Source organism: Planobispora rosea, assembly GCF_014648175.1.
GTDB lineage: Bacteria > Actinomycetota > Actinomycetes > Streptosporangiales > Streptosporangiaceae > Planobispora > Planobispora rosea.
The window spans coordinates 56,842-71,251 of the sequence record NZ_BMQP01000011.1 but is presented as its reverse complement, the minus strand read 5'-3'; the positions used below and the strand labels follow the sequence as shown (position 1 = coordinate 71,251).

At 69.6% G+C, this 14,410-nt stretch carries 15 protein-coding genes and 1 tRNA gene; 8 read left to right on the top strand and 8 right to left on the bottom strand.

What is annotated here, in order from left to right; translation table 11 throughout:
* Positions 1 to 12: 12 nt before the first annotated feature.
* Positions 13 to 1,539, bottom strand: coding sequence for an alpha/beta hydrolase (locus IEZ08_RS13355; RefSeq protein WP_189242229.1), 1,527 nt, complete (start codon positions 1,537 to 1,539; stop codon positions 13 to 15).
* A 158-nt stretch (positions 1,540 to 1,697) separates the two neighbouring features.
* Positions 1,698 to 4,448: a pyruvate dehydrogenase (acetyl-transferring), homodimeric type gene (gene aceE, locus IEZ08_RS13350; protein ID WP_068925367.1), complete on the bottom strand. Its 2,751-nt coding sequence runs from the start codon at positions 4,446 to 4,448 to the stop codon at positions 1,698 to 1,700.
* Between the two features lie 256 nt (positions 4,449 to 4,704).
* Between aceE and IEZ08_RS13345 the strand changes: the two genes are divergently transcribed.
* From IEZ08_RS13345 to IEZ08_RS13310, 8 genes are all read left to right on the top strand, one after another.
* Positions 4,705 to 4,899, top strand: a complete 195-nt coding sequence (locus IEZ08_RS13345) for a DUF1918 domain-containing protein (protein ID WP_084780490.1) — start codon at positions 4,705 to 4,707, stop codon at positions 4,897 to 4,899.
* Positions 4,900 to 4,909: 10 nt separating this feature from the next.
* Positions 4,910 to 5,317: a secondary thiamine-phosphate synthase enzyme YjbQ gene (locus IEZ08_RS13340; protein WP_068925363.1), complete on the top strand. Its 408-nt coding sequence runs from the start codon at positions 4,910 to 4,912 to the stop codon at positions 5,315 to 5,317.
* A 123-nt stretch (positions 5,318 to 5,440) separates the two neighbouring features.
* Positions 5,441 to 5,869, top strand: a complete 429-nt coding sequence (locus IEZ08_RS13335; RefSeq protein ID WP_068925361.1) for a DUF3052 domain-containing protein — start codon at positions 5,441 to 5,443, stop codon at positions 5,867 to 5,869.
* Positions 5,870 to 5,954: 85 nt separating this feature from the next.
* Entirely contained in the window at positions 5,955 to 6,413 is a 459-nt protein-coding gene (locus IEZ08_RS13330) for a peroxiredoxin (RefSeq protein ID WP_068925358.1), read from the top strand.
* Between the two features lie 47 nt (positions 6,414 to 6,460).
* Positions 6,461 to 6,835 carry a hypothetical protein gene (locus IEZ08_RS13325; protein WP_229803084.1) on the top strand — a complete coding sequence of 125 codons (375 nt, stop codon included), beginning with the start codon at positions 6,461 to 6,463 and terminating at the stop codon, positions 6,833 to 6,835.
* Positions 6,836 to 6,962: 127 nt separating this feature from the next.
* Positions 6,963 to 7,928 (top strand): ROK family protein, encoded by a 966-nt coding sequence (locus IEZ08_RS13320; RefSeq protein ID WP_189242228.1) that lies wholly within the window; start codon positions 6,963 to 6,965, stop codon positions 7,926 to 7,928.
* 34 nt (positions 7,929 to 7,962) lie between these two features.
* Positions 7,963 to 8,037: transfer RNA gene (locus IEZ08_RS13315), tRNA-Val, on the top strand.
* Positions 8,038 to 8,288: 251 nt separating this feature from the next.
* A complete protein-coding gene (locus tag IEZ08_RS13310) occupies positions 8,289 to 8,555 on the top strand; it encodes a hypothetical protein (RefSeq protein WP_189242227.1) in 267 nt (88 codons plus the stop codon).
* Between the two features lie 203 nt (positions 8,556 to 8,758).
* Here IEZ08_RS13310 and IEZ08_RS13305 read toward each other — a convergent pair whose 3' ends face one another.
* The 6 genes from IEZ08_RS13305 to IEZ08_RS13280 all read right to left on the bottom strand — a co-directional run bounded on the left by IEZ08_RS13305 (position 8,759) and on the right by IEZ08_RS13280 (position 14,268).
* Positions 8,759 to 9,577, bottom strand: coding sequence for a hypothetical protein (locus IEZ08_RS13305; protein WP_084780488.1), 819 nt, complete (start codon positions 9,575 to 9,577; stop codon positions 8,759 to 8,761).
* 141 nt (positions 9,578 to 9,718) lie between these two features.
* Positions 9,719 to 9,949 (bottom strand): DUF4143 domain-containing protein, encoded by a 231-nt coding sequence (locus IEZ08_RS13300; RefSeq protein ID WP_068925350.1) that lies wholly within the window; start codon positions 9,947 to 9,949, stop codon positions 9,719 to 9,721.
* A 306-nt stretch (positions 9,950 to 10,255) separates the two neighbouring features.
* Positions 10,256 to 11,065: an isocitrate lyase/PEP mutase family protein gene (locus IEZ08_RS13295; protein ID WP_189242225.1), complete on the bottom strand. Its 810-nt coding sequence runs from the start codon at positions 11,063 to 11,065 to the stop codon at positions 10,256 to 10,258.
* Between the two features lie 59 nt (positions 11,066 to 11,124).
* Positions 11,125 to 12,552, bottom strand: a complete 1,428-nt coding sequence (locus IEZ08_RS13290; RefSeq protein ID WP_068925345.1) for a DHA2 family efflux MFS transporter permease subunit — start codon at positions 12,550 to 12,552, stop codon at positions 11,125 to 11,127.
* A gap of 96 nt (positions 12,553 to 12,648) precedes the next feature.
* A complete protein-coding gene (locus tag IEZ08_RS13285) occupies positions 12,649 to 13,719 on the bottom strand; it encodes a sigma-70 family RNA polymerase sigma factor (RefSeq protein WP_189242224.1) in 1,071 nt (356 codons plus the stop codon).
* Positions 13,720 to 13,920: 201 nt separating this feature from the next.
* Complete coding sequence (locus tag IEZ08_RS13280) at positions 13,921 to 14,268, bottom strand: DoxX family protein (RefSeq protein WP_189242223.1); 348 nt, start codon at positions 14,266 to 14,268, stop codon at positions 13,921 to 13,923.
* Positions 14,269 to 14,410: the final 142 nt, after the last annotated feature.

Below are 14,410 nucleotides of genomic sequence, written 5' to 3'. Positions count from 1 at the left end.
GGCGGGGGCGGGTCAGGCGCCGGGGCAGGTGGTGTTCTCCGCCGGGGCCTTCCCGTCGAGCAGATAGGCGTCCGTCGTCCTCTTCACGCACGCGTCGCCCGTCAGGTAGGCGCCGTGGCCCTCGCCCTTGTAGGTCACCAGCGTCGCGGTCTTGAGCTGCTCGGTCAGCTTCGGGCCCCATTCGTACGGCGTGGCCGGGTCGCCGGTCGTGGCGATCACCACGATGGGGGCCGAACCGGTGGCGTCGACCTTCATGGCCTCGTCGCTCCCCGCGACCGGCCAGGTCGAGCAGATGGTCCCCATCCCGCCGCTGCCGAACAGCGGGGAGATCTTCAGCGCCTCGGCCTCGGTCTTGGCCAGCTGCGCCTTGTCCGGCCGTTCGGCGGTGTCCACGCAGCTGATCGCGGGGAAGCTGCTCATGATGGTCGTGTAGGAGCCGTCGGGATTGCGGCCGTTGTAGCTGTCGGCCAGGGCCAGCATGCCCTGCCCGTCGCCCTTCATCGCCATGCCCAGCGCCTGGTCGAGGAAGGGCCAGCTCAGCTCCGAGTAGAGGGCGGCGGCGATGCCGGTGACGGCCAGCCCCTGGGTGAGCCGCCGGTCCCCGACCGCCAGCGGCGTGGTGTCCAGCTCGTCCAGGAGCTTGCCGATGTTGGCGTTCGCGGTCTCCTTGTCGGGGCCGATCTCGCACTGCCCGGCGTCCTTGACGCAGTCCTCCAGGAAGGACTCGTAGGCCTGCTGGAAGCCGGCCGTCTGGACGAGGGTGCGCTCGTGCATGGAGACGCTCGGGTCCAGCGGGGCGTCCAGCACGAAGCGGCCCACCTTGCCGGGGAACTTCGTGGCGTAGACCGCGCCGAGCTGCGTGCCGTACGAGATGCCGAAGTAGTTGAGCTTCGCCTCGCCCAGCGCCTCGCGGATGCGGTCCATGTCCCGGGCGGCGCTCACGGTGCCGACGTACGGCAGGACCTTGCCGGAGGTCTCCTGGCAGGCGGAGGCGAACTCCTTGTAGATCTGTTCGATCTCGGCGCGCTCGGTCTCGTCTCCGGGCGCGCTGTCGGTGGCGGTGTAACGGTCCATCATCTCGTTGCCGCCGCACCGGACGCCGGAGCTGCGCTCGACCCCGCGAGGGTCGAAGCCGACCAGGTCGTAGCGGGCGCCGAGGGAGCCGAACGCCTTGGCCGCCTGGGCCAGGGTGTCGACCCCGGAGGCGCCGGGACCGCCGAAGTTGAACAGCAGGGAGCCGATGCGCTCGCCGGGACCGGTCGCCCTGATGCGCAGGAGGGCGATATCGATCTTCTCGCCGTCGGGCTCGGCGTAGTCGAGCGGGACGGCGAGCTTCCCGCACTGCAGGTTCGGGTCCGGCGAGGCCGGGGCGGCGCCGTCGGGGCGCTTGATGTCGGTGCAGGTGTCCCAGGCGATCGCGCCCTGCGGCCCGGACGTGCCGGGCGCCGTGGTGCCCGGTGCGGCGGCGTCGTCCCCGCTGCACGCGGCCAGCCCGGCGGACAGTGCCACCGCGGCGGCGGCCGCCAGGATCCTTCGCACGATGTGCTCCCCTCGAATCGCTCCCAGGGGAAGAGATTCAACCTCACCCGGGCCGGACGGTAGAAATCCCTACCCGGGCAGGAACACGGGAACCCCCTCCCCGGCGGGCCTCGAACCGGAGGCTACGTCGGGGAAGGGGTTCCCGCGCGGGGCGGCTCCTACAGACCCATCGACTGGGTGTCGTTGCTCTCGGCGCCGCCGGCCTCGGTCACGCCGTTCTTCAGGTGGTACTTCGCGATGGCCTCGCGCAGCACCTCGCCCTCCACCTCGCCGCGCCTGGCGAGCTGGGTGAGCACCGCCAGCGTGATGGACGCGGCGTCCACGTGGAAGTGGCGGCGCAGCGCCGAGCGGGTGTCCGACAGGCCGAAGCCGTCGGTGCCGAGCGAGGTCCAGTCACCCGGCACCCACTGGGCGATCTGGTCCTGCACCGCGCGCATGTAGTCGCTGACGCCCACGAAGGGGCCCTGGGCCTGGGAGAGGGCCCGGGTGACGTACGGCACGCGCTGCTCGGCGTCGGGGTTGAGCATGTTGTGCTCCTCGACGGCCAGCGCCTCGCGGCGCAGCTCCGACCAGGACGTGGCCGACCAGACCTCGGCCGCCACCCCCCAGTCCTCGGCGAGCATGCGCTGGGCCTCCATCGCCCACGGGCCGGCCACGCCGGAGGCCAGGATGGTGGCCTTCGGGCCGGAGACCCCGGCCGGTGCGGCCGCGAACCGGTAGAGACCCTTGAGCAGGCCGTCCACGTCGAGGTTCTCCGGCTCGGCGGGCTGGAGGTAGGGCTCGTTGTAGACGGTCAGGTAGTAGAAGACGTCCTCGGGCCGCTCGCCGTACATCCTGCGCAGGCCGTCGCGGACGATGTGGCCGATCTCGAAGGCCCACGACGGGTCGTAGGACACCGCCGCCGGGTTCGTCGAGGCGATGAGCGGGGTGTGCCCGTCCTCGTGCTGCAGGCCCTCGCCGTTCAGGGTGGTGCGGCCCGCGGTGGCGCCGAGCAGGAAGCCCCGGCCCATCTGGTCGCCCAGCTGCCACATCTGGTCGCCGGTGCGCTGCCAGCCGAACATCGAGTAGAAGATGTAGATCGGGATCATGTGCTCGCCGTGCGTGGCGTACGACGTGCCGGCGGCGACGAGCGAGGCCATCGAGCCCGCCTCGCTGATGCCCTCGTGCAGGATCTGACCCTCGGCCGACTCCTTGTAGGACAGCAGCAGCTCCCGGTCCACGGCCTCGTAGGTCTGGCCGTGCGGCGAGTAGATCTTCGCGGTCGGGAAGATCGCGTCGAGGCCGAAGGTCCGCGCCTCGTCCGGGATGATCGGGACGAAGCGGTGGCCGATCTCCTTGTCGCGCATGAGATCTTTGAGCAGGCGGACGAACGCCATGGTGGTGGCGACGTTCTGCTTGCCGGAGCCCTTCTTGAGCTGCGCGTAGGCCGCGTCGCCGGGCAGCCGGATCGGCTTGGCGCGGACCACGCGCTTGGGCAGGACGCCGCCCAGGGCCGCGCGGCGCTCCTTCATGTAGGCGATCTCGGGGTCGTTCTCGCCCGGGTGGAAGTAGGGCGGCAGGTCGGCGTCCAGCGCCGAGTCCGGGATCGGCAGGTAGAGCCGGTCGCGGAACTCCTTCAGCTCGACCTTGGACATCTTCTTCATCTGGTGCGTCGCGTTGCGCGCCTCGAAGTCCTTGCCGAGCGTCCAGCCCTTGATGGTCTGGGCGAGGATGACCGTCGGCTGGCCGACGTGCTCGCGGGCCGCCTTGAAGGCCGCGTAGACCTTGCGGTAGTCGTGGCCGCCGCGCGACAGCTTGCGGATGTCGTCGTCGGTCAGGTGCTCGACCATCTTGCGCAGGCGCGGGTCTCCGCCGAAGAAGTGCTCGCGGATGTACTCGCCCGTCTCGACGGAGTAGGTCTGGAACTGGCCGTCGGGGGTGGTGTTCATCTGGTTGACGAGCACGCCGTCGACGTCCGCCGCCAGCAGCGGGTCCCAGTCACGGCCCCAGACGACCTTGATGACGTTCCAGCCGGCGCCCCGGAAGTAGGACTCCAGCTCCTGGATGATCTTGCCGTTGCCGCGGACCGGGCCGTCGAGGCGCTGCAGGTTGCAGTTGATGACGAAGGTGAGGTTGTCGAGCTCCTCGCGGGCCGCCAGGCCGATCGCGCCGAGCGACTCCGGCTCGTCCATCTCGCCGTCGCCCAGGAAGCACCAGACGTGACTGCGGCTGGTGTCCTTGATCTGGCGGTTGAGCAGGTAGCGGTTGAACCGCGCCTGGTAGATCGCGCCGATCGGGCCCAGGCCCATGGAGACCGTGGGGAACTCCCAGAAGTCCGGCATGAGACGCGGGTGCGGATAGGAGGGCAGGCCCTTGAAGCCGTGCGACAGCTCCTGGCGGAAGGCGTCGAGCTGGGCCTCGTTGAGGCGGCCCTCCAGGAACGCGCGGGCGTAGATGCCCGGGGCGGCGTGGCCCTGGAAGAAGACCTGGTCGCCGGACTCGCCGTGGTCCTTGCCGCGGAAGAAGTGGTTGAAGCCCACCTCGTAGAGCGACGCGGCGGAGGCGTAGGTGGCGATGTGCCCGCCGACGTTGGTGCGGGCGTTGGCCCGGGTCACCATGACCGCGGCGTTCCACCGGATGTAGGCGCGGATCCGCCGCTCGACGTGCTCGTCGCCGGGGAACCAGGGCTCGCGCTCCGGAGGGATGGTGTTGATGTAGTCGGTGCTGCGCAGACCGGGCACGCCGACCTGACGCTCACGGGCCCGCTCGAGCAGCCGGAGCATCAAGTATCGCGCCCGGGTGCGGCCCTCCGTCTTGATGACGTTGTCGAGTGACTCGAGCCACTCCTGGGTCTCGCTGGGGTCGACATCAGGGAGCTGGCTGGGTAGGCCGTCGCTGATGATCGAGAAACGCTGGCGTCCGGAAGCCACTGGGTCTCGCCTTCCGAGGATGGGCTTTTGTCTGGTGTAGGTCGTCTTCCATCCTGGTCTCTTCCTCCGGAAAGTGCATCTCTACTGACCGGTAACCACGATGTCCCTGCTGGCAGGGGTAGGAAAGTGGCCTAGACCACCGATGGTAGGACGAATCCCTGGGGAAGATTACATGGGGGTCCCCCTTTTCTGGAGAGCGCCGCCGTACGAATCTGGAGATGTCCGAACTTGTCGCCTTTGGAGGGAGGCACGAGAGATGCGCGCGACAGTGGGGGACCAGATCCTGGTCCACGGTCACACGACCGGACACGGCAACCGGCGTGGGGAGATCGTCGAGGTGCGCGGGGACGGGGGAGAACCTCCCTATCTGGTGCGCTTCGAGGACGGTCACACCGGCCTGGTGTTCCCCGGTCCGGATGCGGTCGTCGTCCCGGCGCAGCGCGGATCGTAGGATTCGTTATGTGAGATCTCAGACGATCGAGGTGGTGACGGGCTCCCGCGAGCGGGTGCACGACATCACCTCCGAGTGCGAGAGCTTCGTCCGGTCGTGCGGGGGCGACGGGCTGCTGCACGTCTTCGTGCCGCACGCGACCGCCGGGATCGCGCTGATCGAGCTCGGCTCGGGCAGCGACGACGATCTGCTGGAGGCGCTGTCGGAACTGCTCCCGGCCGACGACCGGTGGAAGCACGCGCACGGATCCCGCGGGCACGGGCGCTCGCACGTCATGCCTGCTCTCGTTCCTCCGTACGCCACCGTCCCGGTGCTCGCCGGACGTCTCGCGCTGGGCACCTGGCAGTCCATCGCCGTGGTGGATCTCAACATTGACAACAGGGAACGCCAGGTGCGCCTGTCATTTTTGTCGGACTGATCCAGACGTGGCCCAGTCGTTGCCGTGGCGACCGTTGACGACTGAGGGTCACAGCGTGTGGACTGTGCCGAAGCACTGTGAGCACCGTGCAAGGGCGGGGCCGTCGAAGCAGGAGGGATAAACGTGAGCGCGACCGCGGGTCAGGCGCAGAGCGAACGCAGCCTGGCCGAACGACTCGGCCTCAAGCCGGGTCAGGTGGTGCAGGAGGTCGGATGGGACGAGGACGCCGACGACGATCTGCGCGAATCCATCGAGGAGCTGACCGGTAACGAACTGGTCGACGAGGACTACGACGACGTCGTCGACGTCGTGCTGCTGTGGTGGCGTGACGGGGACGGCGATCTGTTCGACGCCTTGAGCAGCGTGGTGACCAACCTGACCGACGGGGGCCAGATCTGGCTGCTCACTCCGAAGGCCGGCCGGGAAGGGCACGTCGAGCCCAGCGACATCGGTGAGGATGCCACGACCGCGGGTCTCTCGCAGACCAGCAGCATCAGTGCCGCTCCCGACTGGTCGGGGACGCGCCTCGCCACGCCCAAGGCGCGCCGGTAGGGGTCCGCCCTGCCGTACGGCTCGCGTGAGCCGTACGGCAGGATGATGGCGTCCGTCCGTCATCTGTGTGAAAGGACCAGCGGCCATGACGGTCGAGGTGGGCTCCTTGGCCCCGGACTTCGAGCTGAGGGACCAGCACGGGACTCCGGTGCGGCTCTCGGGCCACCGGGGCAGGAAGATCGTGCTGATCTTCTACCCGTTCGCTTTCAGCAGCGTCTGCCACGGCGAGCTCTCCGCCGTCCGGGACGGGCTCGTCGCCACTCTGCCGGACGACGTCCAGATCCTCGCCGTCTCCGTCGATTCGATATTCGCCCAGCGGGCCTGGGCCGACGGGGAGGGCTACACCTTTCCGCTCCTCTCCGACTTCTGGCCGCACGGACAGGTGGCGCGGGCGTACGGTGTGTTCGACGATGACAGGGGCGTCGCCAGGCGGGGCACCTTCATCATCGACGGCGAGGGCGTGGTCCGCTGGTGTGTCGTGAACCCGATCCCGGAGGCACGCGACATCGCCGAGTACCGTACGGCGCTCGCCGGGCTTTCCTGAACCGAGTGCCGCGAGGTACTCGCCGAACTTTTCTCAGCGGTGATCCGGTGGACGCGATCCGAGCGCCCGCCGGTCTCGACCACTCGGAGGCGATCATGCCCTGCTTCTCGTGCGGGGCCCGGCAGACCGACCCGGTACGCGGCGCGAGCCCGTGGAAGCGCGGGGTACGCCAGGATGCCCAGGTCCTCATCTGCCCGGACTGCCAGCGAATGACCGATCTCGACCTCGACACCTGCGCCGCGTGCGGTTCCGCCGCGCTGATCTGCCGGCTCGGCGAGGTGGAGTGCCGCGCCTGCGGAGAGGTGCGGCTCGCCGGGCACCGCCCGGACTGCCCCGAACGGCCGGAAGGACCGGAAGGACTGGCGGATGAGGTCGCGGCGGCACTGGACCGCGTACTCGGGCGGCTCACCTCGCACGCCTGACACCGGCTGCTTTCCAGCTCTGCCCTGGGTTAGGGTAAGTCGGCACAAAAAGGGCAGATGATCGCCATGTCACGCTGTCCTTTCCCGGAAGGGGCGTTCCCGCGCCGACAATCGTGAAGAGGGCTGGATGAGCGACTACGTGGTGGCCGTCGACGTCGGCGGCACCTCGATGAAGGGCGGGATCGTCACCAGGTCCGGCGAGGTCGCCGCGACCGGCCGCCGCCCCACCGGCCGCGAGGGCGGCCCGGCCGCAGTCGTCGCCACCATCCGCTCCTTCGTCGGGGACCTGGCCGCCCGGGGCGAGGAGATCCTCGGCGCCGGGCCGGCCGCCGTCGGCATCGCCGTACCCGGCCTCGTGGACGACGCGACCGCCACCGCCCTGTACTCGGCCAACCTCGGCTGGCGCGACGTCCCCGCCGCGGACTTCGTCCCCCTGGACGTCCCCGCCCTGCTCGGCCACGATGTGCGCACCGGAGGACTGGCCGAGAGCGTCCTCGGCGCCGGCCGGGAGATCTCCGACTTCCTGTTCCTGCCCATCGGCACCGGCATCGCGGGCGCGATGATCATCGGCGGCGAGCCGTACGGCGGGACCTCCGGCTGGGGAGGCGAGATCGGCCACATCCCGGTCCTCCCCGGCGGCGAGGCGTGCGCCTGCGGCCAGATCGGCTGCCTGGAGACCTACGCCTCGGCCTCGGCCGTCGGCCGCCGCTACTCCGCCCGCGCGGCCTCTCCGGCCACGGCCGAGCAGGTAGCCGCGCTGACCGCGGCCGGCGACCCCGTGGCGGCGGAGGTGTGGGACGAGGCGGTGGAAGCCCTCTCCCTCGCCCTGGCCACCTACACGCTCCTGCTGGACCCCTCCGCGATCGTCCTGGGCGGCGGCCTGGCCGAGGCCGGCTCTCTGCTGTCCGACCCCCTGGCCAAGCGCCTGGCGGAACGCCTGGCCTTCCGTGCCGCGCCCCCACTCCGCCGGGCCGTTCTCGGCGTCGACGCGGGCATGCTGGGCGCGTCCCTGCTCGGCTGGCGCGCGGCCGGATTCCCGCACGCAGGCGCGTCGTGGTCGCCCGATGTGCCGAAAACCCCGACAGTGTCGTAAGGTTGTGTCCCGCCTGTTCCGTAGGGAACCTCCCGGGCGCTTAGCTCAGCGGTAGAGCGCTCGCCTTACAAGCGAGATGTCACTGGTTCGAACCCGGTAGCGCCCACCAGTGAAAGCGCCCCGTTTCCAATCAAGGAAACGGGGCGTCGTGCCATTAACGTGCCATTGGCCGACCCGGGCGAGCACTCCCGAAGATCCGTCGTCATCGTCCGTGCCTGAGGGCAGGTCACAGCCGGAGCCGCCCGCCGCCCCCGCCGCATCCACTCCCAGCCGCCGTGCATGGACCGCACCCCCGCATCGCGGTTCGATCGTGCCCCAGCCCTGACCATCGCACGTCGTGAGGACACATAACCTCGGAGAATGCGCCGAAAGGCAAGCCTGGCGAAGAAGCATCGTGTCTATGACTGGGCGTGGTGGATCACTTTCATCACGGGGGCCGTCATGATGCCTAAGCTCGATGATTACGGTGATATGGTCGCCGGTTCCGCAGCGATCTTCCTTGTGATCGCGTTGGGGGTGCTGTTGTACCTGTCCTGGCGGGAGAGGTACAACACAGGCGCGACAGGTTCTTCTGGCGGGGGTGCTCGACTCCAGGATGATCACCCGGACGCGCCGGTGGAGCCGTAGGCGGCTCGGCCGGGCGTGATCGTCCCGCCTGCCACGTCCCAGCAGGGCTCAGCAGCCCGGTTCCTCCGGCTCAAGCCCGTCCGTGATCGTTGGCATCTGCTCTCCGAGGTGTTGACGTGCCACGACGGCACGCACGTCCGGAGACTGGCACTGTACCCGTCCTGGACGGCCGTGGCTCTGGTCGCGGGAACGAGCCGTGTCCTTCATCGGAGCCTCGCCTGAGCCTGGGTCGCTACGTCGGGATGGGGATCGTCAGCGAGAATCCGCACGATGGATTCCGGTGTCGTGGGCCATGTGGCCAGCCACCAGCGCACGTTGATCGACCGATCATGGGCAAGGCGCTGCAACTCGTCATAGGGGAGCCGCCCGGACTGCACTGCGGCCGCACGGACGGCCATGGATTTGTCGTTGGCGAGGAGGCGACGGTGCTGTGTTGTGGTACGCGGGTTCTGAGTGGCACCGATGCGGACCTTGGGATCGAGGTCGGCTGTCAGGGTGGCGAGGAGGTCCGGATCGTCGGTGTACGCTGCCAATCCTGCTCGAACAGCCGGAGAGGGGTCCGCAGCGAGCGTCGCGTTCGTCTCCTTGTCCAGCCCACTTCTCTCCGCGAGCAGCCGACGCAGATCCTCATCGGCGGATCGGCAGATGGCACGGCGGACCTCGATGTCGGCGCCCGGATGGTCCGGCATCGACCACCGGACCGACCCGTGAGGGTCGTCCACCAAGAGGATCAGCACATCAGACGGGCAGGCCGGGTTCTCGGCAAGCGTCTGGCGGGTTTTCAGATCCGGGTCCCGGGCGAGTTCACGCAGCAGTTCGCCGGATGCGTCGGTTCGAGCCGCCAGGGCACGCCTGACCGTGCGGGAAGGATCTGCCGCCATGGCCTGGAGGATCTCCGGAGGCGTGGCGGGATCGCTCGCCACGGTCAGCCGGACGCTGACACGCTTGTCACGGGCGCGTACGGTCAGGTGAGCCGTGTCTGTACCGCTGTTGGTTCCTGAAGCCCCTGGTTCTCGCCGCACCTGTCAGTCCTTTATCGATCATGAGCATAGTGTGATCGCAGCAGTCACCGGCGTAGAAGGCCGGACGCTCGGCCGGAGGAGATCCATTGTCGCCGTCGTCGTCCGAGCGGACTTCCGAGGCCTTGCCGTCCATCGCGTCGGCTACGGGTGGGTCTCCCAGAGCGCGCTTACCGGGACGGCCAGCAGGCGGTCTCCGAAGGAGAAGGTGTGGGTGCCGGTGTGCAGGACCAGGCCGGCGACGAAGTCGGGGCCGACGCGCTCGGCGAGGTGACGAAGCCCTTTGAAGTCCTCCGGCCGTACGGTGGACGCGGCCTTGACCTCGACACCCACCACCTGGCCCTGGCGGGTCTCCAGGACGGCGTCGACCTCCACCTTGCGTCAGGGACGGTGAGTCAGCCGCCATCAACGTGGTTGGATGGTCGCCAAGGTGATGGTGAAACGGCCGCTGAGGTAATGGCGGAATGGTCGGCAATATGCAGCCATCCTCAGATGCAATGCCCAGGGTCCGGTCATGGACCTTCCCGGTGCTGACGTGATCGGCTGCGTCGTACTCCTCCACGGTGCTCTCGTCTCCGCTGAAGCGGCGGAGGACTTCCTCCGGGGTGAGATCCCGGAGGAAGGACACGCAGGAGATCTCATCCAGCCAGCGTCATCGGGACGGCGACGGCTGGGATCGAGTCAGGGCGTGAATGGATTCTCGCCGGATGCGACGGCCGAGAACAGCGCGGACCCGAACGTGGTGTACAGGTGCCGCTGAAGGGCCGGTCCGAAGCTCACCCGCGCGACGCCGAGCGCGGCCAGCTCGGCCAGTGACAGCTTCCCGAGTCCGTATGCGACGTTGACGGGACCGGGAATGCCCTCGGCCAGGACCCGGATCACGTCGGGATCGCCGACGCCGATCGGATAGACGCAGTCCGCACCGGCTGCGAGGTACCGGGCGCCGCGGTCGAGCGTGGCGGCGAGCTGCGCCTCCGGCGGTCCGGACCGGCGCAGGAACGCGTCCGTGCGCGCGTTGATGACCAGGTCCACGTTCAGCGACACCGCCGCGTCGCGCACCGCGGCCAGGAAATCCGTCTGCTCGGCGACGTCGACCATGTTCCCGTCCGGCGGGTTCGAGTCCTCCAGATTCAGCCCGACGGCCCCGGTCGCGGCGAACCGCTCGACGAGCTCAGCCGGTGCGAGCCCGTAGCCGCGCTCGAAGTCGACCGTCACCGGCAGGCTCACCGCCCGGACGATCCGTCCGGCCGCGGCCAGCACCTCTTCGACCGGCGCCGCCTCACCGTCGTCGTAGCCGAGTACCGCGGCCGTCGCGGCACTGCTCGTGGCCACGGCCGGCAGCCCGGCCGCCTCGGCCATCCGGGCCGAGGCCGCATCCCAGGCGTTGGGCAGCACGAGCGGATCACCGGCCACGTGCAGACGGCGGAGTGCGGCGGCCTTCCCCCCTGACGGCGAAGCGTCACGGTCTTCCGGGCGGGACGGGTCAGTCATGGGATCCTCCATGTAGCGGGTTACGGGACGTGACCGGCTTACGGGACGGGACGTACGGGCTACGGGACGCTCTCACCCTGAGGCGCGGCGCTTTGCGCCTGCGCCTGCGCCGGTGCGGTCACGGCGGTCAGTCGTCCGCCGGGCATGCCGAGGGCGATGAGCATGCCGACGAACGCGAACGCGGCGACCGCGCCCATCGCCGCGGTGAACCCCTCACTGAACTCCCCGGCTGACGTGTAGCCCCCGGTACTCGCGAAGACGGCGACCGTGACCGCGACACCGAACACCCCGCCGAAGATCCGTAGCGTCATGAACGCGCCGGACGCCTGACCGATCTCCCGCGGTTGCACCGCTCCGACCACCGCCTTCTGCGCCGCGGGCATGGCCATGGTCAGTCCCGCACCGCCGACGATCAGCGCGGGCAGCAGTTCGAGATAGCCCGTGCCGGTGTCGGCGGCCACGGCGATCCAGCCCATGCTCAAGGTCTGGAGCAGCAGCCCGCCGACCACGAACGTCCGCTCGCCGACCTTGTCGGCCAGCCGGCCGGCGATCGGCGCGCACACCATCAGCGTCGCCGTCCACGGCATCAGCCGCAGGCCGGCGCCGAACGGTCCCTCGCCGTGCACGGTCTGGAAGTACTGCGCGAGAAAGAACAGCGTGCCGTACAGCGAGGCGAAGACGCAGAAGTTCGCCGGGTTGGCCGTGGCGAACGCCCGCAACCGGAAGAACCGCATCGGCAGCATCGGCGCCTGCGCGTGCTGCTCCCAGAGCACGAAGGCGACCACCAGGGCGGCGCCGAGCACCAGCGCGCCCAATACTTCCGCGCTGCCCCAGCCCGCCGCGTTCCCGCGGACCAGACCCCAGACGACGCCGAACGCGCCCAGGGTCACGAGCGCGACCCCTCCCAGGTCGAGCCGGCCGTCCGGGCCGACGACCTCGTCGACGTGCCGCACCGTGAGCAGGATCGCGACCGCCCCGATCGGCAGGTTCAGCCAGAAGATCCACTGCCACGTCAGCTCCTCGGCGACGACGCCGCCGAGGAACGGGCCGCCGAACGTCGCCAGACCGGTGATGCCCAGGTACAACCCCATCGCCTTGCCCCGCTGATGAGGCGGGAACATCGCACTGATGAGGGTCAGTGACAGCGGCAGCACCAGCGCGGCACCGGCGCCCTGGAACGCCCGGGACGCGATCAGGGCCCCGATGTCCGGCGACAGCGCGCAGGCCACCGACGCGACGGTGAACAGTGCCAGCCCTGTGACGAACACGCGGCGGCGACCGAACCGGTCTCCCAGCGCCGCCCCCGTCAGCAGCAGTACCGCGAACGTCAGGCTGTAGGCGTTGACGGTCCACTCGAGTGATTCGACGGACGCCGCCAGATCCTGCCGGATCGTGTTCAACGCCGTCGTCACGATCAAACTGTCCAGGGACATCATGAACGACGCCAGCGAGGCGAGCCCCAGCACCCACGCCTGCTTGGACGTCATCCCTCCGCCGCCACCCACCGTCTCTCCTTCTTCTCGGAATTTCCTGGACACGGGAGCAGATGCTGTTCTCGGGGATTCCACGGTGCTCCCGTCTGATCAGGCGCGCAGTGATCGGGGGAGCCCGAAGACCGGCAGAAGCGAGTTGTCGATGAACCGTGTCAGCACGGAGATCCGACCGCCGGTCAGGGTCAGTACGAGCACTCCGTGCGCGTGCATGATCGGGGTCCGCGGGTCGCGTACGTAGCAGCCGAACGCCGGTTGGCCGTTCGCCCGCGTCGGGACCAGCACGTATCGGGGGCCGTTGCGCAACGCCACGGTGGCCAGGAAGTTGCGGATGGCGTCAGGGCCCTGATACTCCAGCGGCAGCGGCGGCATGGTCAGCCACGCGTCGTCCGTCATCATGGCCACGATCGCATCGACGTCTCCGGCCTCGAACGCGCGGACGAAGTCATCCACGATCCGGCGTTCTTCCGGTGAGTCCGGCAGCGGAGCGCTCTCCCGGTCGGGGCCGGGCAGCTCGTGCGCCAGCGCGGCCCGCGCCCGTTTCAGCGCGCCGGTCACCGCGTTCTCGGTCGTGGCGAGGATCTCCGCCACCTCGACGGCCCGGAACGCCAGTACGTCCCGCAGCACCAGTACGGCTCGCTGCCTCGGCGGCAGTCGCTGCAGTGCCGCCAGGAACGCCAGCGACACCGACTCCCTGATCTCGTATCGCGCCTCCGGCCCGGGCAGGCGGTCGGCGATCTCGTCGAGCAGCACATCGGGGTACGGCTCCAGCCAGCTCGGTTCCGCCCGCAGGCGCGACGGCTCGGGCAACGGGACCTCCGGCTGATAGGCCGCGTATCCCGGCGGGCGACGGGCGTCGGCCCGCAGCGCGTTGAGACAGCGGTTGGTCGCGATGCGGTAGAGCCACGTCCGTACCGACGCGCGTTCCGCGTAGCCGCCGATCCCTCGCCAGGCCGCCAGCAGCGTCTCCTGCAGCAGGTCCTCGGCGTCCTGCACCGAGCCGAGGATGCGGTAGCAGTGCACCTGGAGCTCACGCCGGTACGGCTCGACGAGCTCGCGGAACGCCTCACCGTCCCCGCTTCGCGCCAGCGCCAGCAGATCGCCGGCCGAGCGCCGGGCATGGGCCGAGGCGCCGGGTTCCCCGATCGGCGGAATCCCTCGCATGGTGGCTCCTTCTCTCCTGAGTCTCTCGTATGGATGGACACCGCCGACGCCGGAAAGTGGTCGGCCGGCGCAGGATTGCCCGTCCCGACGCCCGACGGGCGGGACGCCCCCGGTCCGGACCCGGTGGCGCCCGCGGAAGAGCCGCCGGCCTTTACCGAAAGGCGGGCGGCTCTTCGTTTCCGATCGGTGGCGTCGTGGGTGTCAGGCGAGGTGTCCCAGCACCAGGGCGGCGATCACCGGGCCCATGTACAGCAGGGGGAAGACGACGGTCGAGTACGAGCGCGCCCGGAGCACGGTGATGACGGCTCCGGTGAAGTACAGGATCAGGCAGATTCCCGCCAGGACGCCGACGGCCGGCACGAACAGGCCGGCCAGCAGGCCTGCGGCCCCTGCGGCCTTGGCCGCGCCGAGCCGGGGCCACCACGAGCGGGGAACGCCGTAGTCCGTCAGCGGCTTCACGACCCACTCGGCGCGGCGAAGGAGGGAGAAGGCCGAGAACCCCACCCAGAGGGCGGTCAGGACGGTGACGACGGTGGCAGTGGTGGACATGGCGGACACTCCCTGGTTGGTGCTTTCCTGTGCCGCCGATCCTGCGAGTCCTGGTTGATACCTCCGCGATGCGTTCACGATGCGCGGGCTTCCCGGCCGGCCGGTGACCCGGTGGGACCACGTCGCCTGACGCCCGGAGCCC

Bases quoted from the DNA above. Each gene is read 5' to 3' on its own strand.
- IEZ08_RS13280 (WP_189242223.1), bottom strand. From the start codon at position 14,268: ATGTCCACCACTGCCACCGTCGTCACCGTCCTGACCGCCCTCTGGGTG.
- IEZ08_RS13285 (WP_189242224.1), bottom strand. From the start codon at position 13,719: ATGCGAGGGATTCCGCCGATCGGGGAACCCGGCGCCTCGGCCCATGCC.
- IEZ08_RS13345 (WP_084780490.1), top strand. From the start codon at position 4,705: ATGCGCGCGACAGTGGGGGACCAGATCCTGGTCCACGGTCACACGACC.
- IEZ08_RS13310 (WP_189242227.1), top strand. From the start codon at position 8,289: ATGCGCCGAAAGGCAAGCCTGGCGAAGAAGCATCGTGTCTATGACTGG.
- IEZ08_RS13295 (WP_189242225.1), bottom strand. From the start codon at position 11,065: ATGACTGACCCGTCCCGCCCGGAAGACCGTGACGCTTCGCCGTCAGGG.
- IEZ08_RS13290 (WP_068925345.1), bottom strand. From the start codon at position 12,552: ATGACGTCCAAGCAGGCGTGGGTGCTGGGGCTCGCCTCGCTGGCGTCG.
- IEZ08_RS13330 (WP_068925358.1), top strand. From the start codon at position 5,955: ATGACGGTCGAGGTGGGCTCCTTGGCCCCGGACTTCGAGCTGAGGGAC.
- IEZ08_RS13320 (WP_189242228.1), top strand. From the start codon at position 6,963: ATGAGCGACTACGTGGTGGCCGTCGACGTCGGCGGCACCTCGATGAAG.